Annotated in this window: 18 protein-coding genes; 15 read left to right on the forward strand and 3 right to left on the reverse strand. The window is 61.7% G+C overall.

Features of this window, described 5'->3' with window-relative positions:
• Positions 1 to 144: 144 nt before the first annotated feature.
• Both L6D80_RS16545 and sfsA read left to right on the forward strand, forming a co-directional pair.
• Positions 145 to 1,317 (forward strand): pyridoxal phosphate-dependent aminotransferase, encoded by a 1,173-nt coding sequence (locus L6D80_RS16545; RefSeq protein WP_176515043.1) that lies wholly within the window; start codon positions 145 to 147, stop codon positions 1,315 to 1,317.
• Positions 1,317 to 2,030: a DNA/RNA nuclease SfsA gene (gene sfsA / locus L6D80_RS16550; protein ID WP_054903510.1), complete on the forward strand. Its 714-nt coding sequence runs from the start codon at positions 1,317 to 1,319 to the stop codon at positions 2,028 to 2,030. Before L6D80_RS16545 ends, sfsA begins: the two co-directional genes overlap by 1 nt.
• On the opposite strand, the gene L6D80_RS16555 is transcribed toward sfsA, so the two are convergent.
• Entirely contained in the window at positions 1,993 to 2,337 is a 345-nt protein-coding gene (locus L6D80_RS16555; protein ID WP_082422892.1) for a Rieske (2Fe-2S) protein, read from the reverse strand. The two genes, sfsA and L6D80_RS16555, sit on opposite strands and share 38 nt — an antisense overlap.
• A gap of 148 nt (positions 2,338 to 2,485) precedes the next feature.
• Between L6D80_RS16555 and L6D80_RS16560 the strand changes: the two genes are divergently transcribed.
• From L6D80_RS16560 to L6D80_RS16575, 4 genes are read left to right on the forward strand one after another with little or no spacing between them, the layout of a single operon-like run.
• Complete coding sequence (locus L6D80_RS16560) at positions 2,486 to 3,370, forward strand: heme/hemin ABC transporter substrate-binding protein (protein WP_054903509.1); 885 nt, start codon at positions 2,486 to 2,488, stop codon at positions 3,368 to 3,370.
• Positions 3,367 to 4,404: a FecCD family ABC transporter permease gene (locus L6D80_RS16565; RefSeq protein ID WP_176515041.1), complete on the forward strand. Its 1,038-nt coding sequence runs from the start codon at positions 3,367 to 3,369 to the stop codon at positions 4,402 to 4,404. Before L6D80_RS16560 ends, L6D80_RS16565 begins: the two co-directional genes overlap by 4 nt.
• A complete protein-coding gene (locus tag L6D80_RS16570) occupies positions 4,404 to 5,171 on the forward strand; it encodes a heme ABC transporter ATP-binding protein (protein WP_176515039.1) in 768 nt (255 codons plus the stop codon). Before L6D80_RS16565 ends, L6D80_RS16570 begins: the two co-directional genes overlap by 1 nt.
• Before the next feature lie 12 nt (positions 5,172 to 5,183).
• On the forward strand, positions 5,184 to 6,071 hold the full coding sequence (locus L6D80_RS16575; protein ID WP_176515037.1) for a ChaN family lipoprotein: 888 nt from the start codon (positions 5,184 to 5,186) through the stop codon (positions 6,069 to 6,071).
• 160 nt (positions 6,072 to 6,231) lie between these two features.
• On the opposite strand, the gene L6D80_RS16580 is transcribed toward L6D80_RS16575, so the two are convergent.
• Positions 6,232 to 6,510, reverse strand: coding sequence for a TfoX/Sxy family protein (locus L6D80_RS16580; RefSeq protein WP_176515035.1), 279 nt, complete (start codon positions 6,508 to 6,510; stop codon positions 6,232 to 6,234).
• A gap of 198 nt (positions 6,511 to 6,708) precedes the next feature.
• Positions 6,709 to 8,271 (reverse strand): bifunctional aminoglycoside phosphotransferase/ATP-binding protein, encoded by a 1,563-nt coding sequence (locus L6D80_RS16585; protein ID WP_176515033.1) that lies wholly within the window; start codon positions 8,269 to 8,271, stop codon positions 6,709 to 6,711.
• A gap of 117 nt (positions 8,272 to 8,388) precedes the next feature.
• On the opposite strand from L6D80_RS16585, the gene mrcB reads away from it, so the two are divergent.
• From mrcB to msrQ, 9 genes are all read left to right on the forward strand, one after another.
• The gene (gene mrcB, locus L6D80_RS16590) at positions 8,389 to 10,710 is read left to right on the forward strand and encodes a penicillin-binding protein 1B (RefSeq protein WP_176515031.1); all 2,322 of its coding nucleotides are present in this window, start codon (positions 8,389 to 8,391) and stop codon (positions 10,708 to 10,710) included.
• Positions 10,711 to 10,725: 15 nt separating this feature from the next.
• Positions 10,726 to 11,514, forward strand: coding sequence for a tetratricopeptide repeat protein (locus L6D80_RS16595; RefSeq protein WP_054903502.1), 789 nt, complete (start codon positions 10,726 to 10,728; stop codon positions 11,512 to 11,514).
• Positions 11,514 to 11,846 (forward strand): YqcC family protein, encoded by a 333-nt coding sequence (locus tag L6D80_RS16600; protein ID WP_176515029.1) that lies wholly within the window; start codon positions 11,514 to 11,516, stop codon positions 11,844 to 11,846. Before L6D80_RS16595 ends, L6D80_RS16600 begins: the two co-directional genes overlap by 1 nt.
• Positions 11,847 to 12,253: 407 nt before the next feature.
• Positions 12,254 to 13,978 (forward strand): acetolactate synthase 3 large subunit, encoded by a 1,725-nt coding sequence (locus tag L6D80_RS16605; protein WP_176515027.1) that lies wholly within the window; start codon positions 12,254 to 12,256, stop codon positions 13,976 to 13,978.
• 1 nt (position 13,979) lies between these two features.
• A complete protein-coding gene (gene ilvN / locus L6D80_RS16610) occupies positions 13,980 to 14,471 on the forward strand; it encodes an acetolactate synthase small subunit (RefSeq protein ID WP_003250040.1) in 492 nt (163 codons plus the stop codon).
• A 55-nt stretch (positions 14,472 to 14,526) separates the two neighbouring features.
• Complete coding sequence (ilvC, locus tag L6D80_RS16615; protein ID WP_054903500.1) at positions 14,527 to 15,543, forward strand: ketol-acid reductoisomerase; 1,017 nt, start codon at positions 14,527 to 14,529, stop codon at positions 15,541 to 15,543.
• Positions 15,544 to 15,693: 150 nt separating this feature from the next.
• Entirely contained in the window at positions 15,694 to 16,545 is an 852-nt protein-coding gene (gene pssA, locus L6D80_RS16620) for a CDP-diacylglycerol--serine O-phosphatidyltransferase (RefSeq protein WP_016391826.1), read from the forward strand.
• Between the two features lie 79 nt (positions 16,546 to 16,624).
• Positions 16,625 to 17,638 (forward strand): protein-methionine-sulfoxide reductase catalytic subunit MsrP, encoded by a 1,014-nt coding sequence (gene msrP / locus L6D80_RS16625; protein ID WP_176515025.1) that lies wholly within the window; start codon positions 16,625 to 16,627, stop codon positions 17,636 to 17,638.
• Positions 17,638 to 18,252 (forward strand): protein-methionine-sulfoxide reductase heme-binding subunit MsrQ, encoded by a 615-nt coding sequence (gene msrQ / locus L6D80_RS16630; RefSeq protein WP_054903498.1) that lies wholly within the window; start codon positions 17,638 to 17,640, stop codon positions 18,250 to 18,252. The genes msrP and msrQ overlap by 1 nt, the downstream gene beginning before the upstream one ends.
• Positions 18,253 to 18,776: the final 524 nt, after the last annotated feature.

Here is an 18,776-nt window from a genome sequence, read left to right on the forward strand (position 1 = left end):
CTGCGACTGCGAGCCGCCGAACTTACCAGATAGATCGGGGGTGCGCTACCCCGCCCGATCCTAGGTGTTGACAGCGCCATCAAGCACACGTTCGCTGCCGTGCAAAGGTAGAATCAACAGTTTAGACCCAATTGAGAGAAGGTCATGGCCCACCCCTACAGTGCGCGAAGCCGCGCCATCGAACCCTTCCACGTCATGGCGTTGCTGGCGCGTGCCAACGAGCTGCAGGCGGCCGGCCACGACGTGATCCACCTGGAAATCGGCGAACCGGACTTCACCACCGCCGCGCCGATTGTCGAGGCAGGCCAGGCCGCGCTGACGGCCGGGCATACCCGATATACGGCAGCGCGTGGCTTGCCTGCGTTGCGCGAGGCAATCGCAGGGTTCTATGCCCAGCGGTATGGCGTAACGGTCGACCCTGGACGCATCCTCATCACGCCAGGCGGCTCCGGGGCACTGCTGCTGGCCAGCAGCCTGCTGGTAGACCCGGGCAAGCACTGGTTGCTGGCGGACCCAGGCTACCCGTGCAACCGCCATTTCCTGCGCCTGGTCGAAGGTGGGGCACAGCTGGTACCGGTGGGCCCTGAGGTGAACTACCAACTGACCGCCGAGCTGGTTGATCGCCACTGGGATCAGGACACTGTCGGAGCCTTGGTCGCCTCACCGGCCAACCCGACCGGCACGGTGCTCAGCCGCGATGATTTGGCCAGCCTGTCCAAGGCTACGCGGGAGCGCAACGGCCACCTGGTGGTGGATGAGATCTACCACGGGCTGACCTACGGTATGGACGCACCCAGCGTGCTGGAGGTGGATGACTCGGCGTTCGTTCTTAATAGTTTTTCCAAGTATTTCGGCATGACGGGTTGGCGGCTCGGTTGGTTGGTGGCGCCACCCGAGGCCGTGGCCGACCTGGAGAAGCTGGCGCAGAACCTCTATATCAGTGCCCCGAGCATGGCTCAACATGCCGCCCTGGCCTGTTTCGAGCCAGACACCCTGGCCATTTTCGAACAACGCCGCGCCGAGTTTGCGCGCCGTCGGGATTACCTGCTGCCGGCGTTGCGTGAGCTGGGCTTCCGCATCGCGGTGGAACCGCAGGGCGCATTCTATTTATATGCTGACATCAGTGCCTTTGGCGGTGATGCCTTTGCATTCTGTCAGCACTTTCTGGAAACCGAGCACCTGGCCTTCACCCCTGGCCTGGATTTTGGTCGCCATCTGGCGGGTCATCATGTGCGCTTTGCCTACACCCAGAGCCTGCCGCGCCTGGAAGAGGCAGTACAGCGCATCGCCCGTGGCCTGCGGAGCTGGCGAGGCTGATGGTGTTCTTTCCTCTGCTCGAACAAGGGCGGCTGCTGCGCCGCTACAAGCGCTTTCTGGCCGACGTCGAACTGGCCAGTGGCGAGCAACTGACCATTCACTGCCCCAATACAGGGTCGATGCTCAACTGCATGCGCGAGGGTGGGCAGGTCTGGTTCAGCCGTTCCAACGACCCTAAGCGCAAGCTGCCTGGCACCTGGGAAATCAGCGAAACACCCCAGGGCCGCCTGGCCTGCATCAATACTGGACGGGCCAATGCGCTGGTCGAAGAAGCATTGCGTGCCGGGGTGATCCGCGAGCTGGCTGGTTTCACTGCCCTCAAGCGTGAAGTGGCCTACGGCGAGGAAAGCAGCCGTATCGATTTTCGCCTGGAGTTCGCTGACGGGCCGGCTTATGTCGAAGTCAAAAGCGTGACCCTGGGCTATCCGGATACGGCCGTGGCCGCCTTTCCGGACGCGGTGACCCAGCGTGGCGCGAAGCACCTGCGTGAGTTGGCGGCCCTGGCCCGTCGGGGCGTCCGTGCGGTGCAGCTGTACTGCGTGAACCTTACGGGTATCGAGGCGGTGCGCCCGGCCGAAGAAATTGACGCGGCCTACGCGACCGCGCTGCGTGCCGCTGTGGCAGACGGGGTAGAGGTGCTGGCATACGGCGCACGGCTGGATGCCGAGCAGATCGTCATCGACCGTCCGCTTCCGGTGCTGCTGGGTCCTTGAGCCAGATGCCCTGGCTGTCCTCCAGGCATGTCAGGGCCTGCAGTGCCTCGCCTTCGCAGGGGCCGGCAACGCACTCGCCGCTTTCGATCAAAAATAGAGCCCCATGATGCGCGCAATGGATAAGGCTGGCGCTGTCGTCGAGAAAGGCGTCCGCCGCCCAATGCAGGGGGATGCCCCGGTGCGGGCAGCGGTTGCGATAAAGGTGCACCTGGCCCTGGCGACGCACGCCGAACAGTTCGACGCCGTCTACGCTGAAGGCGCGACTGTGGCCCTCGGCCAGCGCCGCGGAAGGACAAAGAAAGTGCATAACTCAGCTGACTCGTGAAACAACAGGATGGCTTGACGCGTCAATGCGAATAATTATCAAATTGCCCGCATTGGCTGCGCCGAGCGTCTATGGTGCGCAGTTCCGCCGCTGGCCACAAGGCTTGCGGCCAGCCTTCAGAAGGAATCCGATGATGCGCCGTCCTACTGCCGTGCTCGCCTTGTGTGCAGCCCTCGTTGCTTCCACCCAGGCGCTGGCCGCCGACCTGCCACAGCGCTGGGTAAGTGCCGGTGGCGCCTTGAGCGAGTGGATCAGCGCGCTGGGCGGGGAGCCACGCCTGGTGGGGGTCGACACCACCAGCCAGCACCCCGAATCGCTGAAGGCGTTGCCAAGCATCGGCTATCAACGGCAACTGTCGGCCGAAGGCATCCTCAGCCTGCGCCCGGATGTGCTGGTGGGTACCGAAGAAATGGGGCCGCCACCGGTGCTGGCGCAGATTCGCAACGCCGGGGTTCGCGTGGAGTTGTTCTCGAGCAAGGCAGAGCTGGCGGCCGTTGATGAGAACCTCGAGCACCTGGGGGCATTGCTCGGTGCCGAACAGCAAGCCGCTCAACTGGCGGCCCACTATCATCAGCAACTCGATGCGCTGCAAGACAAGGTCAAGCAGGCCCAGGCAGGCCACCAGGCACCCGGTGTGCTGCTGCTGGTCGGCCACGCTGGCGCGAAACCCATGATTGCCGGCCAGGGCACCGCGGGGGACTGGGTGCTGCGCCAGGCCGGGGCCCGTAACCTGGCTGAACACCAGGGGTACAAGAACTTTTCCACTGAGGCATTGGCGGCGCTGGACCCGGATGTCGTGGTGTTCTCCGACCGCGCGTTGGACGGTGAGCAGGCCTTGCAGGCGCTGCTCAAGGAAAACCCCGCCCTGGCCGCGTCCCGCGCGGTCCGCACCAAGCGTCTGGTAACACTTGACCCCACGCTGCTGGTGGGCGGCCTTGGCCCTCGTTTGCCGGTCGCCTTGCAAGGCCTGGCCGCAGCGTTTTATCCGGCGGCCAAGGTCAGCCTCTCACAATGAAGCAACGCATTCAGCCGCGTACGTTGTTTGTGGGCTTGAGCCTGTTGTGCCTATTGGCAGTATGGCTGTCGCTGGCGCTGGGGCCGGTCAGCCTGCCTTTGCTCGATACCCTGCGCGCGGGCTTGCGGCTGTTGGGGTTGCCCATCGCCGCTGATGGCCTGGAGCAGGCCGAAATGATCCTTGGCCAGATCCGCTTGCCCCGTACCCTGCTGGGCTTGGCCGTGGGGGCGGTGCTGGCGCTGTCGGGCGTGGCGATGCAGGGGTTGTTTCGCAACCCGTTGGCCGACCCAGGCCTGGTGGGCGTGGCCAGTGGCGCCGCGCTGGGGGCTGCGGTGGCGATCGTCGGTGGCAGCTGGTTGGGGGGCATTGCGGACTGGTTCGCGCCCTACCTGCTGTCGGTCTGCGCCTTTATCGGCGGGCTGGGCGTTACCGCGCTGGTGTATCGGTTGGGGCGTCGCGATGGCCAGACCAATGTTGCCACCATGCTGCTTGCCGGTATCGCATTGACTGCGCTGGGCGGTTCGGCGGTGGGGTTGTTCACTTACCTGGCTGATGACGCCACGCTGCGCACATTGACCTTCTGGAACCTGGGTAGCCTTAACGGCGCCAGCTACCAGCGATTGTGGCCGTTGTTGCTGGTGGTGGCGGGCGTAGCCTTGTGGTTGCCCCGTCGGGCCCAGGCGCTCAACGCCTTGCTTCTTGGCGAGTCGGAGGCGCGGCACCTGGGCGTTGAAGTGGAGCGGCTCAAGCGCGAACTGGTGTTCTGTACGGCGCTGGGCGTAGGGGCGGCGGTGGCAGCGGCAGGCCTTATCGGGTTCGTCGGCCTGATAGTGCCGCACCTGGTGCGCCTGCTGGCCGGCCCTGATCACCGGGTTCTGCTGCCAGCGTCACTGCTGGCCGGCGGTACACTGTTGCTGTTCGCCGACCTGGTGGCGCGGCTTGCCCTGGCGCCGGCAGAGTTGCCGATCGGGATCGTCACCGCCTTCATTGGCGCGCCGTTTTTCCTGTTTCTACTGGTGAGGGGCCGCGGCTGATGCTCAAGGTCGAAGGGCTGCATCTGCGTCGTGGTACCACCGAGGTGCTGCACGATATTCATCTCGACCTGATGCCAGGGGAGGTACTTGGCGTGCTGGGGCCCAATGGTGCGGGCAAGAGCAGCTTACTTGCGGCCCTGTGTGGCGAGCTATTACCCAGCCAGGGGCGCGTGACACTGCAGGGCAGGGCGTTGGGTGACTGGTCGGGCCAGGCACGGGCGCAACGCCTGGCGGTGCTGCCGCAGGTGTCCAGCCTGGGCTTCGCCTTTCGGGTGGAAGAAGTGGTCGGCATGGGCCGTCTGCCCCACGACACTGGCCAGCACCGTGATCAGGAGGTTGTCGAAGCCGCGCTGCGCGCCGCTGATGCCTGGCACCTGGTCGAACGCAGTTACCTGGCATTGTCCGGTGGCGAGCGGCAAAGGGTTCACCTGGCCAGGGTACTGGCCCAATTGTGGCCGGGGGAGCAGGGGACTACCTTGCTGCTCGATGAGCCGACCTCGATGCTCGACCCATTGCACCAGCACACCACCCTGCAGGCGGTGCGCAGCTTCGCCGATCAGGGCGCGGCAGTGCTGGTGATCCTGCATGACCTGAACCTTGCGGCGCGCTACTGTGACCGAATCCTGCTTCTGCAAGACGGCCGCTGCCATGCTCTTGCTGCACCGCAGCAGGTGCTGAACCCAGCGGCGCTCAAGGCCGTGTTTGGCATCGACGTGCTGGTGCAGGCGCACCCGGAGCGCGGCCATCCGCTGATCATCACCCGCTAGGAGGCATTGTTCATGCGTCATCCATTGCTGTCCGGCTCGCTGCTGTGCCTGGTGCTGGCGCTGGGTGGCTGCCAGGCAAGCTTGCCCCCGTTACCCGCCTGGCAGAGCAGCGAGGGGCGTGACCGTGTGGAGCTGGGGCAGGTCCGCGATCTGGCCAGCGGCGAGGTCATCTCCCCTGAGCAACTGGTCTTACGCCTGGCGGAGGTGCCGCGCGTGGTGGTCGGCGAGAAACATGACAACCCCGATCATCATGCCTTGCAACTGTGGTTGCTGCGTGCCTTGCAGGCCCAGCGCACGCAAGGCAGTCTGCTGTTGGAGATGTTGCAGCCCGAGCAACAGGCGCGGGTTGATACCCTCGAAAGGCAGCGGCCGCTGCCGCAGGATCTGCCCACCGCGTTGGGCTGGCAGAATGGCTGGGACTGGCAACTGTACGGCCCGATCGTGCGCGAAGCGCTGCAACACCGTGTACGGTTGCTGGCCGCCAACCTGTCATTGGCCGAGGTACGGGCCACTTATCGACAGCCGGTACCGCTGGCCGGGGTGCAGTCGAACGCGCCTGCGGTGAAAGCTGCCTTGCTCGAGCAGGTCAGGGCCGGGCACTGCGGCCTGCTACCCGAAAGCCAGTTGCCAGCCATGTTGGCAGTTCAGCAGCAGCGGGACCGGCGAATAGCCGAGCGGCTGCTGGCTGCCCCCCAGCCGGCGTTGCTGTTCACCGGGGCGTACCATGCGCGCAAAGACCTGGGCGTGCCGTTGCACCTGGCCGACTTGGGGGCGAAGGGACAGAGCAAGGTGCTGTTGTTGGCCGAGGTAGGGGAACAGGTCGAGCCGGGGATGGCTGATTACGTCTGGTATACAGCGGCGATGCCGGAGCAGGACTATTGCGCTCAGTTACGCAAGTAAAAAAAGACCCGGCAAAGAGCCGGGTCAATAACCGTGATTAGCCTGATGAGGAGATAATCTGAGAGTCCGAACCAGGGGCTTTCAGTTTATCCAACCAGTCTCGCGACCAGTTGTGATAATCATAACGATTCTCATTTCGACGTCAATCCCCTTTCTGCGTTTATTTCATATTTTTTTGCGTAGGGCTTTTCGCATCGAGCTGTTGATTGAGCGCTTGCTTGCGTTCGGCAGGTAAATCGTTCCAGTGCATGTCCAGCAGCGCCCCTTCAATCGCGTACAACAACACCTTCGATGCTCGGAAACCTCGTGTCTTTACCGCCTGGTAGGCGCCCACCGCGCCCAGGCGCCGCAAATCCGATGCGCTATGGATGCCGGCCGCATGCAACCACTGCGCGGAGGTCTTGCCAAGATTCTTCAGGTGCTGCAATTCATCGTTCATCGAGCCTCCTTGCGATGGCTGAACGGGTCATGGGGATAAATCGCGAGCAGGTCAGAGAGGAGTGTAGCGGGGGATGGAAAATGCGCGGCCTTTTGCCATCGGGGGCGACGAGATGCCCTGTTTGCGCGGGGAGGTACCGTGCATGCGGGCCCGCACAGGTGTGACCTGTGCAGGCCCGCTAGGGGCAATGCCGCGGGCTTACAGGCCAGGCAAGCGTTGACGGATCTGCTCGATCACCTGGTTCATGTTGTTGGCATCTTGTGTATCAACCCGGGTGGCGTGCTGCTGTTCGGTCTCGTCGAGTGGCTCACGGGTGGCCTGCTGCGCCTTGACCACTTCCAGGGTGGCATCCGATGGATCGGCGTTTTCCGCCTGGCGCTGTGCCAGCCAGCTGGCAATCACTGCCTCGGGGGCGTGGCAGTCGAGGATCAGGAACGGCACGCCGGTTTCGCTGGCAACACCTGATGCAGCCTGGCGCTGGTCGCGCTTGAGGTACGTGGCGTCGAGCACCACCGGGAACCCGGCGCGCAGAATGGTCGCGGCCAGCTGGTGCAGGCGTTCATAGGTGGCAGCACTGGCATCCTGGCCATAGATGCCGGCCTGCAGTTGGCCAACGTCTGCCTGCGGCTGTTCACCGAACAGGCGCTTGCGCTCTACATCCGAACGTACCCTCACGGCGCCGAGCGCTTCGACCAGGCGCATGGCCACGTGGCTCTTGCCGACAGCCGAAACCCCCTGGGTGATGGCCAGCAGGCGCGAAGGGATGGCGCTGTAGCTTTCCGCCAGGTTGGCATAGTTGCGGTAGGTGCGCAGGGTGGTGGCGCGCTGGATGCCATCGGCATCGGCCGGCATGCTGAACAGCGCCACCTTGGCCCGCACCAGCGCACGATAGGCTTTGTAGAAATTGAGCACTTCCAGGCCTTCATAGTCGCCGGTCAGTTCCAGGTACTGGCTGATGAAGCGGCGTGCCAGGCACTTGAGGCCGCGGTCTTCCAGGTCCATGGCGAGGAACCCGGTGTCGGCCCAGACGTCGGTCATGCGGAACGGTTCGTTGAACTCGATGCAGTCGAAGATCACCACTTTGCCATCGATCAAGGTGGCGTTGCCCAAATGAATGTCACCGTGGCATTCGCGGATGAAACCATTGGCCTTACGCGCCTCGAAGAGGCCTTTGAGGCGCTCGAAACTGCTCTGGGCCCAAGCCTGCAGGTTGTCCAACTGCTGCAGGTCGGCCTTGTCGCTGAGGAAGGGACGGATCTGTTCGAAGTTCTGCTCCACCGGGGCCATGACGCTTTCAGCTGAGCCATGAGGCTGGTCCGCGCGAACCTTGGGCGTCTGCAGGTGGAACTCGGCAATCTGCCGCGCCATCTGGTCGATGTGGCTGGCGTTGAGCTCCCCGTTGGCTTGCAGGGTGCTGAGCATCTGACCCTGGGGGAATTGGCGCATCTTCAACGCGTACTCGATCACTTCGCCGTCGCCGCCCAGTTGTGGTGCTTGAGCTGTGCCGGTGATCGGCAGGACTTCCAGGTACAGGCCTTCGGTCAGGCGCTGGTTAAGCCGCAACTCTTCGTTGCAAAAATGCTCGCGCTGATCCAGCGCGGTGAAGTCGAGAAAGCCAAAGTTCATCGGCTTCTTGATCTTGTAGGCGTACTCACCGGTCAGCAGAACCCAGGAGATGTGCGTCTCGATGAGCTGGAACCCGTCCACGGGGTGAGGGTAGAGGGCAGGGTTCTGCAAGGCGTTGATCAAGGCTTGGCTCACGGGAAATCCTTCCGGGGGCAGGGAATTCGAAAGCGCCATTATGGTCAATGGTGCCGCCCCTGCATACCGCCAGAGGGCGCCTGCCCAGCCTTTACAAAGTGCGTATAATCCGCCGCCATGACTCGAACCCGAAATTCCCGTACCCCTCAGAAACGCCCGACCGGCCGCTCGCGCGCCTGGCTGGGCTGGGCATTGAAGCTCAGCCTGGTCGGCCTGGTGATCGTCGCCGGCTTCGCGGTTTACCTCGATGCCGTCGTGCAGGAGAAGTTCTCCGGCAAGCGCTGGACCATCCCAGCCAAGGTGTATGCCCGGCCGCTGGAGCTGTTCGTCGGCCAGAAGCTGAGCAAAAGCGACTTCCTCACCGAGCTCGACGCGCTCGGCTATCGGCGTGAAAGCGCAGCCAATGGCCCGGGCGCTGCGGCCGTCAACGGCAATACCGTTGACCTGAACACCCGCGGCTTCCAGTTCTACGAGGGCATGGAGCCTGCGCAGTTCGTGCGGGTACGCTTCTCTGGCGACTACGTTGCCGGCCTGTCGGGCGCCAACGGTGGCAAGCTCGACGTGGTCCGCCTGGAGCCGCTGATGATCGGCGGCATCTACCCGAAGAACCTTGAAGACCGCATCCTGATCAAGATCGACCAGGTGCCGCCGTACCTGCTCGAAACCTTGGTGGCCACCGAAGATCGCGATTTCTACAGCCACTTCGGGGTGTCGCCCAAGTCCATCGCCCGTGCGATATGGGTCAACACCTCGGCCGGGTCGATGCGCCAGGGGGGCAGTACCCTGACCCAGCAGTTGGTAAAGAACTTCTACCTGACCAGCGAGCGCAGCCTGAGCCGCAAGCTGACTGAAGCAATGATGGCCGTATTGCTGGAAATGCATTACGACAAGCGCGAAATCCTGGAGGCCTACCTCAACGAGGTGTTTGTCGGCCAGGATGGTCAGCGCGCCGTGCATGGCTTCGGCCTGGCCAGCCAGTTCTTCTTCAGTCAGCCGCTGTCGGAGCTCAAGCTGCACCAGATCGCCTTGCTGGTGGGGATGGTCAAGGGGCCTTCCTACTACAACCCGCGTCGTTATCCTGAGCGCGCCCTGGCCCGCCGCAATCTGGTGCTCGACCTGGTGGCCGAGCAGGGGGTGGCCAGCCAGGCCGTTGTAGACGCTGCGAAAAAGATGCCGCTGGGCGTGACCACGCGTGGCAGCCTGGCCGACAGCTCGTTCCCGGCCTTCCTCGACCTGGTCAAGCGCCAGCTGCGCCAGGACTACCGCGACGAAGACTTGACCGAGGAGGGCCTGCGCATCTTCACCAGTTTCGACCCGATTCTGCAGATGAAGGCCGAAACCTCGATGAACGAAACCTTCAAACGCCTGGCCGGGCGCAAAGGCGCTGATGCGGTCGAGTCGGCGATGGTCGTGACCAACCCGGAAACCGGTGAGGTGCAGGCCCTGATCGGCAGCCGGCAGTCGGGCTTTGCTGGCTTCAACCGCGCCATCGATGCCGTGCGGCCCATTGGCTCGCTGGTCAAGCCAGCCGTTTACCTGACCGCACTGGAGCAACCGAGCAAGTACACGCTGACCACGTGGGTGCAGGACGAGGCATTCTCGGTCAAAGGGGCTGACGGCCAGGTGTGGCGCCCGCAGAACTATGACCGTCGCCCGCATGGCACGATCTACCTCTACCAGGGCCTGGCCAACTCCTACAACCTGTCGACGGCCAAGCTCGGCCTGGAGGTGGGTGTGCCGAATGTGATCAAGACGATCGGTCGACTGGGAGTGAAAGTCGATTGGCCAGCCTTCCCGGCAATGCTGCTGGGTGCCGGTGGGATGTCGCCGATGCAGGTGGCGACCATGTACCAGACCATCGCCAACGGCGGCTTCAATACCCCGATGCGCGGTATCCGCAGTGTGCTGACCGCCGAAGGCGAGCCGCTCAAGCGTTACCCCTTCCAGATCCAGCAAACCTTCGACCCGGGTTCCATTTATCTGGTGCAGAACGCCATGCAGCGGGTGATGCGTGAAGGTACGGGGCGTTCGGTGTACAACACGTTGCCGAGCTCGCTGACCCTGGCGGGCAAGACCGGTACCAGCAACGACTCGCGCGACAGTTGGTTCTCCGGCTTCAGCCAGGACCTGCTGGCCGTGGTATGGATGGGCCGCGATGATAATGGCAAGACCCCGTTCACCGGTGCCACCGGCGCTCTGCAGGTGTGGACCAGCTTCATGAAGAAGGCCGACCCGCTGCCGCTGGACATGCCGCAACCGGACAACGTGGTGCAGGCCTGGATCGATCCGTACAGTGGCCGCGGTTCTGACGGAAGCTGTCCGGGAGCGGTGCAGATGCCGTATATTCGCGGCAGCGAACCGCCCGCCGGCGCGACCTGTGGCGGCGAGCAGAATCCGGCAGAATCGGTCATGGACTGGGTCAAAGGCTGGATGAATTAAGCACTGGCTGCATTGATGAGGTGTGAATTGAATAAGTGGCTGTTTCCTGCCGTGACGGCACTGGTGGTGCTTCAGGGTTGCTCCAGTGTGCCGCGTGGCAACATTCCGGTGGTGGACTCGAGCACGCGTGTGTCCAACAGTGAGCGTGTCACGGCCAACCGCTCGGCGGCTGGCATGAGCAACGGCACCTCGCAGGCGCAGTCGCTGCCTGAGGACTCCGGCGTGACCGTGATGATCCCGCAAGGGGCGGGTGCCGCGGGCATCCAGACCTTCCCGGCAGGCAACGGTGCCGCGCCGATCAGTACGACGCCGATCACCACCGGGCCGGGCAATTCCGCACCGATGACCACCAACCCGAATCCAATTGCCGACGAGCCGTTCGACATCGCCTCGATGAACAGCGCCCCAGCCACCAACAGCGCGCCAACCGGTATCCCGCGCAGCGGCGGATCCTCCGGTGGCCTGTCGGCCGACGAACAGCTTGATGGCCCGGTGCTGGCGTTGTTGACCACCGCCCAGTCGCAACAAGGCAGCGGTGACTTCAACGGCGCTGCGTCGAGCCTGGAGCGCGCCCAGCGTATCGCCCCGCGTGAACCGCAGGTTTTGTTCCGCCTTGCCCAGGTGCGCCTGTCGCAAGGTGATGCCGCGCAGGCCGAGCAATTGGCCCGCCGTGCTTTGACTTATGCCAATGGCCGCCCCGACCTGCAGGCTGAGTTGTGGAACACCATCGCCCAGGCCCGCGAAAAGCAGGGTGACAGCGCAGGGGCTGCATTGGCGCGGCAAAAGGCACGGGTCAGCTCCTGATGATCGAGCAACGTATCCTGGACATCGCCGACCACCTGCTGCTGATCGAACGTGAGCTGCAGGTGCAGGGCTGGTGGGACGACGAGGCGCCAACCGATGAGGCATTGGCCAGTACAGTGCCCTTTGCGGTGGACACCTTGAGTTTCGAGCAGTGGCTGCAGTGGATTTTCCTGCCACGCATGAAGCTCATTATCGAGCTGGGCCACCCGTTGCCCAGTGCGTCGGGCATCCTGGTCATGGCTGAGACGGTGTTCGTCGATCGCCCGGAACAAAGTCGCGCGCTACGCCGCCTGCTAGCAGAGTTCGATCAATTGATCGCTCCTTCCGCCTGATTTCCTCTCTTTTTCCTTCAAGGGCCGCAGATTGTGGCCCTTTTTTGTGGAAATCTTATTATTCCTGCTGCTGACTAGGTTTTTAGTGGTGGCGAGAATTCATCTTGAGGAAAAATTGGCAATAATTTTTCTTGACTTGTAGCCGCCAAATCACAAGAATCCAGATTCCGCTGTAGAGGGACTGCCAGAAGCAGACCCGCTAAGCAGATCATGAGGCGCACACCCGCGCCGACCTGTTACACCCCGCAACGCGTTACCTCGCGCTGGGTGGGAAAACCCCGCAACACTCTGGGGTGCTCCCAATACTTGCTCAGTCAGTGCTGACGTTCGCTCATGCTCTGCTTGGCAGTAAACCTATTAAGACCCGCCCGGGTGGGCGGTATTCTGGCGTTTTAGAGGTGAACAACGTGGAGCTTTTATCTGGCGCTGAGATGGTCGTCCGCTTTTTGCGTGACGAAGGCGTTAAGCACATCTACGGGTACCCTGGTGGTGCTCTCCTGCATGTTTACGACGCCCTGTTCAAGGAACCGGAAGTCGAGCACATCCTGGTTCGTCACGAGCAGGCGGCTACCCATATGGCGGACGGCTACGCTCGCGCTACCGGCAAGGCCGGCGTGGTGCTGGTAACCTCCGGCCCGGGCGCAACCAACGCCATCACCGGCATTGCCACCGCCTACATGGACTCGATCCCGATGGTCATCCTGTCTGGCCAGGTGCCTAGCACCATGGTCGGTACCGATGCCTTCCAGGAAACTGACATGATCGGTATCTCGCGGCCGATCGTGAAGCACAGCTTCATGATCAAACATGCCACCGAGATTCCGGAAGTTCTGAAAAAAGCCTTCTACCTGGCGCAATCCGGCCGTCCGGGCCCGGTCGTGGTCGACATTCCAAAAGATATGACCAACCCGGCCGAGAAGTTCGAGTACGTCTATCCGAAGAAGGTCAAGCTGCGTTCCTACAGCCCAGCGGTGCGTGGCCACTCCGGCCAGATCCGCAAGGCCGCCGAGATGCTGCTGGCTGCCAAGCGTCCAATCGTCTACGCAGGCGGTGGCGTGATCCTGGGCGGTGGCTCCGAAGCCCTGACCGAGATCGCCAAATCGCTGAACCTGCCGGTGACCAATACCCTCATGGGGCTGGGTGGCTTCCCGGGCACCGACCGCCAGTTCCTCGGTATGCTCGGTATGCACGGCAGCTTCACCGCCAACATGGCCATGCACAATGCCGACGTGATCTTCGCCGTTGGTGCGCGCTTCGATGACCGCGTGGTCAACGGCCCGGCCAAGTTCTGCCCGAACGCCAAGATCATCCACATCGACATCGACCCGGCGTCGATCTCGAAGATGATCAAGGCCGATGTTCCGATCGTCGGCCCAGTCGACAGCGTGCTCAGCGAAATGCTCGGCATCCTCAAGGAAATCGGCGAGCAGCCTGACAAGGCGGCGCTCGATGCCTGGTGGAAGCAGATCGACGAATGGCGTGGCAATGGCGACCTGTTCCCCTATGACCGGGGCGACGGCAATGTCATCAAGCCACAGACCGTGATCGAAACCCTCTGCGAAGTGACCAAGGGTGATGCCTTCGTTACCTCAGACGTGGGTCAGCACCAGATGTTTGCGGCGCAGTATTACCGCTTCAACAAGCCTAACCGCTGGATCAACTCCGGTGGCCTGGGCACCATGGGCTTCGGTTTCCCGGCGGCCATGGGCGTCAAGCTCAACTTCCCGGATCAGGACGTGGCCTGTGTCACTGGCGAAGGCAGTATCCAGATGAACATCCAGGAACTGTCCACCTGCATGCAGTACGGCCTGCCGGTGAAGATCGTCAACCTGAACAACGGCGTGCTGGGCATGGTCCGTCAGTGGCAGGACATGGCCTACAACGGCCGTCACTCGCACTCTTATGTCGAGTCGCTGCCTGACTTCATCAAGCTGGCCGAGGCCTATGGCCATGTGGGTATCCGCATCACCAGCCTGAAGGACCTCAAGCCCAAGCTGGAAGAAGCGTTCGCGATGAAGGACCGTCTGGTGTTCATCGACATCGCGGTTGACCGTACCGAGCACGTCTATCCGATGCAGATCAAGGATGGCTCGATGCGTGATATGTGGCTGAGCAAGACGGAGCGTACCTGATATGCGGCACATCATTTCCCTGCTGCTGGAAAACGAACCCGGTGCGTTGTCCCGTGTGGTCGGCCTGTTCTCCCAGCGCAACTACAACATTGAAAGCCTGACCGTGGCACCGACCGAAGACCCGACCCTGTCGCGTCTGACGCTGACCACCGTTGGCCATGACGAAGTGATCGAACAGATCACCAAGAACCTCAACAAGCTGGTCGAAGTGGTCAAGCTTGTGGACCTGTCGGAAAGCGCTCACATCGAGCGCGAACTGATGCTGGTCAAGGTCAAGGCCACCGGTGCCCAGCGTGCCGAGATCAAGCGCACCACGGATATCTTCCGTGGCCAGATCGTCGATGTGACCGCCAGCGTGTACACCGTGCAGCTGAGCGGCACCAGCGACAAACTGGACAGCTTCATCCAGGCGATCGGCACCGCATCGATTCTCGAAACCGTGCGCAGTGGCGTTACCGGCATTGCCCGTGGCGACAAAGTGCTCAGCATCTAAATTCAAAAATTAGCGATGGCTCCGCAGGGGCCGAGATATAACCAGGGGTATTTTCATGAAAGTTTTCTACGATAAAGACTGCGACCTTTCCATCATCCAGGGTAAGAAAGTCGCCATCATCGGTTACGGCTCCCAGGGCCACGCTCAAGCGTGCAACCTGAAGGACTCCGGTGTAGATGTCACCATCGGTCTGCGTAAAGGTTCGGCCACCGTTGCCAAGGCGGAAGCCCATGGCCTGAAAGTGACCGACGTTGCCTCTGCCGTCGCTGCTGCCGACCTGGTCATGATCCTGACCCCGGACGAGTTCCAGGGCCAGCTGTACAAGAACGAAATCGAGCCGAACATCAAGAAAGGCGCCACCCTGGCCTTCTCCCACGGCTTCGCGATCCATTACAACCAGGTCGTTCCGCGTGCCGATCTCGACGTGATCATGATCGCGCCGAAGGCCCCGGGCCACACCGTTCGCTCCGAGTTCGTCAAAGGCGGTGGTATCCCTGACCTGATCGCTATCTACCAAGACGCCTCCGGCAATGCCAAGAACGTCGCCCTGTCCTACGCCTCGGGCGTGGGTGGCGGCCGTACCGGCATTATCGAAACCACCTTCAAGGACGAGACCGAAACCGACCTGTTCGGTGAGCAGGCTGTTCTGTGCGGCGGTACGGTCGAACTGGTCAAAGCCGGTTTCGAAACCCTGGTCGAAGCAGGCTACGCGCCAGAAATGGCCTACTTCGAGTGCCTGCACGAACTCAAGCTGATCGTTGACCTCATGTACGAAGGCGGTATCGCCAACATGAACTACTCGATCTCCAACAACGCCGAATACGGTGAGTACGTCACCGGCCCGGAAGTCATCAACGAAGAATCCCGCAAGGCCATGCGCAACGCTCTGAAGCGCATCCAGGACGGTGAGTACGCGAAGATGTTCATCTCCGAAGGTGCCACCAACTACCCATCGATGACCGCCAAGCGCCGCAACAACGCCGCTCATGGCATCGAAATCATCGGCGAGCAGCTGCGCTCGATGATGCCGTGGATCTCGGCTAACAAAATCGTCGACAAGACCAAGAACTAAGTCTTATCGAAAGATGAAAAACGCGGCTTCGGCCGCGTTTTTTCGTTCTGGCAGTCAGCTTCTGGTATAAAGCAGACCAGTGGCCTGCCGTCAGAACCTGTTTCGCGGGCCCGTGTCGAACATTTTCCATCCTGTTGCAAGGTACCCTCCATGAGCGAACGTCCCGAAGAGCCGAACAAGCCCTCCGACGCCGAAAGCCTGCTACCTGTCGATGAGCACGTTGAAGAAGGGCATGACGCCGAAGGGCGCAAGGTGCGCCATCGCGGCATCTACCTGCTGCCCAACCTGTTTACCACCGCCAACCTGTTTGCCGGTTTCTACTCCATCATCAGCTCGATGAGCGCGCAGAGCGCCCTGAGCGCAGGCGACCCACGCGAGGCGAGCAAGTACTTCGCCTTCGCCGCCATCGCCATCTTCGTTGCCATGGTGCTTGACGGCCTTGACGGTCGTGTTGCCCGTATGACCAACACCCAGAGCGCCTTCGGTGCCGAGTACGACTCGCTGTCGGACATGGTTGCCTTCGGCGTGGCGCCTGCCCTGTTGGCGTTCGGCTGGGCGCTGGGTGACATGGGCAAGGTCGGCTGGATGGTCGCCTTCATCTATGTAGCCGGTGCTGCGCTGCGCCTGGCGCGCTTCAACACCCAGGTCGGTACTGCCGACAAGCGCTATTTCATCGGCCTCGCCAGCCCGGCTGCTGCCGGTGTCGTGGCCGGTACCGTGTGGGCGTTCAGCGACTATGGCATCCAGGGCTCCAAGCTGTCGTTCCTGGTGGCGCTGCTGGTGGCTGCCGCCGGCATGCTGATGGTCAGCAACATCAAGTACAACAGCTTCAAGGAGCTTGACCTCAAGGGCCGTGTGCCGTTCGTGGCGATCCTGGCGGTGGTGCTGGTGTTTGCCGTGGTATTCAGCGACCCGCCACGCATCCTGCTGTTGATCTTCCTCGCCTACGCGGCATCGGGGCCCATCCAGTACCTGCTGCGTGGCCGTCGACGCAAAGCGTGATAAAGATTTAATGGTGGAATAACCCTCCGGCTCCATAGTCTTACTGGTACATCCGTTATCCAGTGCTGTGGAGCCGTCCATGCTCATCAAGCTACCCCGGTCGTCCGATTGCAAAGCATCGGAGATCACACCCGAAGGCATCTATCTTTCACGCCGAACCTTGCTAAGTGGCTCCCTGGCCGGGATTGCCCTGGGCGCATTGCCGACCCTGGGGTCTGCAGCCGAGGCCAGCCGTTACGCCGATGTCGAGGCGGGCGCTGCGCCAGGCTGGTTCACTGACAAGCTTGCCGCCACACGCTGGCAGGCGGTCACCGTCAAGGACGAGGCGATCACACCGTTCAAGGATGCCACCCACTACAACAACTTCTATGAGTTCGGGCCTGACAAAGGCGACCCGGCGGCCAATAGCGCTAGCCTGAAGACCGAGCCGTGGTCTGTGGTGATCGATGGTGAGGTCGGTAAGCCTGGGCGTTATGCCCTGGAAGACTTCGTCAAACCCTACCAGCTCGAGGAACGTATCTACCGCTTGCGCTGCGTCGAGGCGTGGTCGATGGTCATACCGTGGCTCGGCTTCCCGTTGGCGCAAGTGCTCAAGCAGGTCGAGCCGACGTCGAAAGCGCGTTATGTACGGTTCGAGACCTTGAAGGACCCGGCGCACATGCCAGGGCAACGTTCTGGCTTTGCCCTGATCGACTGGCCGTATAGAGAAGGGCTGCGCCTGGATGAGGCGATGCACCCGTTGGCCATCCTGGCGGTAGGGATGTATGGGCGTGAATTGGCCAACCAGAATGGCGCGCCGCTGCGTTTGGTGGTGCCTTGGAAATACGGGTTCAAGAGTATCAAGTCGATTGTGCGCATCAGTTTGGTGGCCGAGCAACCGCAAACGACCTGGGAAGGGCTGGCGCCGGATGAGTATGGTTTCTATGCGAACGTGAACCCTGAAGTCGACCACCCACGCTGGAGCCAGGCACGTGAGCGGCGTCTGCCCAGCGGCCTGTTCAGCCCCAACGTGCGGCAGACGCAGATGTTCAATGGTTACGCCGATGAGGTGGCGTCGCTGTATACCGGGCTCGACCTGCGGAAGAACTACTGATGCGCTATCCCTGGTTGCGCCTGGCCATCTTTGTAGTGGGTTGCCTGTTCCCTGTGTGGTGGTTGTACGAGGCTGCGATGGGCCTCCTGGGGCCGGACCCAGGAAAGATCATGATGGACCGCGTCGGGTTGGGCGCGCTCACCTTTTTGCTGGTGACACTGAGCATGACGCCCCTGCAGCGGTTGACGGGGTGGTCGGGCTGGATCGTGGTGCGCCGGCAACTTGGGTTGTGGTGCTTTGCTTTTATCGTGATGCATATCCTCTGCTACCTGTTCTTCATCCTCGGGTTGGATTGGGGGCAGTTGACCGTAGAGTTGCGCAAGCGTCCCTACATAATTGTGGGCGCGCTGGGCTTCCTTGGCTTGTTGGCCTTGGCGGTGACATCCAATCGCTATAGCCAGCGCAAGTTGGGGGCGCGTTGGAAGAAACTGCATAAGCTGGTGTACGTGATTCTCGGGCTGGGGTTGCTGCACTTTTTGTGGATCGTTCGCTCCGATCTGCGGGAGTGGGCAATCTATGCGGGGATTGCTGGCTTACTCATGGTGTTGCGGATTCCAGCGGTGGCGCGGCGCGTGCCGCGAATCATCGGGCGTAGGGGCAGGGCGGTTTCGTAGCGGCTTGTCTTTCATTGTGCTCGGCGATGGGGCCGCCTTGATGGGGTCGTTTCCGTAAATGTTTCAAATAAATGAAATTAAGCCTTGACCTGCCTTCGAATCCCCTTATAATGCGCCCCACTTCCAGCGTAGTCGGAACGAGAAACTCCTTGAGATTCAATGAGTTAATCGATCCAGGTAGTACTGGAAATGCTTCGGTCGTCTGATCGATAGCGGTTGAAACGGTGGTTGACAGCGCTTCTAAACGCTGTATGATTCGCCTCCCGCTACGAGAGATCGCAGCGAGTCAAGTGTTTGAAGCTAAACGAGTTTCTCGGCAAAAACTTCAAAATAAACACTTGACAGCAAATGAGGAAAGCGTAGAATGCGCGCCTCGGTTGAGATGAAACGCTCTTAGCCAAACGCTCTTTAACAAATTGAATCAAGCAATTCGTGTGGGTGCTTGTGAGTACGGACTGATAGTCACAAAGATTATCAGCATCACAAGTGGCCATGCGAGAAATCACATAGTCATTTGAGATTGC

This window comes from Pseudomonas ceruminis, from assembly GCF_021602025.1.
Lineage (GTDB): Bacteria > Pseudomonadota > Gammaproteobacteria > Pseudomonadales > Pseudomonadaceae > Aquipseudomonas > Aquipseudomonas ceruminis.

Coding starts and splice junctions, on each gene's coding strand:
- L6D80_RS16545 (WP_176515043.1), top strand. CDS start 145: ATGGCCCACCCCTACAGTGCGCGAAGCCGCGCCATCGAACCCTTCCAC.
- sfsA (WP_054903510.1), top strand. CDS start 1,317: ATGGTGTTCTTTCCTCTGCTCGAACAAGGGCGGCTGCTGCGCCGCTAC.
- L6D80_RS16555 (WP_082422892.1), bottom strand. CDS start 2,337: ATGCACTTTCTTTGTCCTTCCGCGGCGCTGGCCGAGGGCCACAGTCGC.
- L6D80_RS16560 (WP_054903509.1), top strand. CDS start 2,486: ATGATGCGCCGTCCTACTGCCGTGCTCGCCTTGTGTGCAGCCCTCGTT.
- L6D80_RS16565 (WP_176515041.1), top strand. CDS start 3,367: ATGAAGCAACGCATTCAGCCGCGTACGTTGTTTGTGGGCTTGAGCCTG.
- L6D80_RS16570 (WP_176515039.1), top strand. CDS start 4,404: ATGCTCAAGGTCGAAGGGCTGCATCTGCGTCGTGGTACCACCGAGGTG.
- L6D80_RS16575 (WP_176515037.1), top strand. CDS start 5,184: ATGCGTCATCCATTGCTGTCCGGCTCGCTGCTGTGCCTGGTGCTGGCG.
- L6D80_RS16580 (WP_176515035.1), bottom strand. CDS start 6,510: ATGAACGATGAATTGCAGCACCTGAAGAATCTTGGCAAGACCTCCGCG.
- mrcB (WP_176515031.1), top strand. CDS start 8,389: ATGACTCGAACCCGAAATTCCCGTACCCCTCAGAAACGCCCGACCGGC.
- L6D80_RS16595 (WP_054903502.1), top strand. CDS start 10,726: ATGAGGTGTGAATTGAATAAGTGGCTGTTTCCTGCCGTGACGGCACTG.
- L6D80_RS16600 (WP_176515029.1), top strand. CDS start 11,514: ATGATCGAGCAACGTATCCTGGACATCGCCGACCACCTGCTGCTGATC.
- ilvN (WP_003250040.1), top strand. CDS start 13,980: ATGCGGCACATCATTTCCCTGCTGCTGGAAAACGAACCCGGTGCGTTG.
- ilvC (WP_054903500.1), top strand. CDS start 14,527: ATGAAAGTTTTCTACGATAAAGACTGCGACCTTTCCATCATCCAGGGT.
- pssA (WP_016391826.1), top strand. CDS start 15,694: ATGAGCGAACGTCCCGAAGAGCCGAACAAGCCCTCCGACGCCGAAAGC.
- msrP (WP_176515025.1), top strand. CDS start 16,625: ATGCTCATCAAGCTACCCCGGTCGTCCGATTGCAAAGCATCGGAGATC.
- msrQ (WP_054903498.1), top strand. CDS start 17,638: ATGCGCTATCCCTGGTTGCGCCTGGCCATCTTTGTAGTGGGTTGCCTG.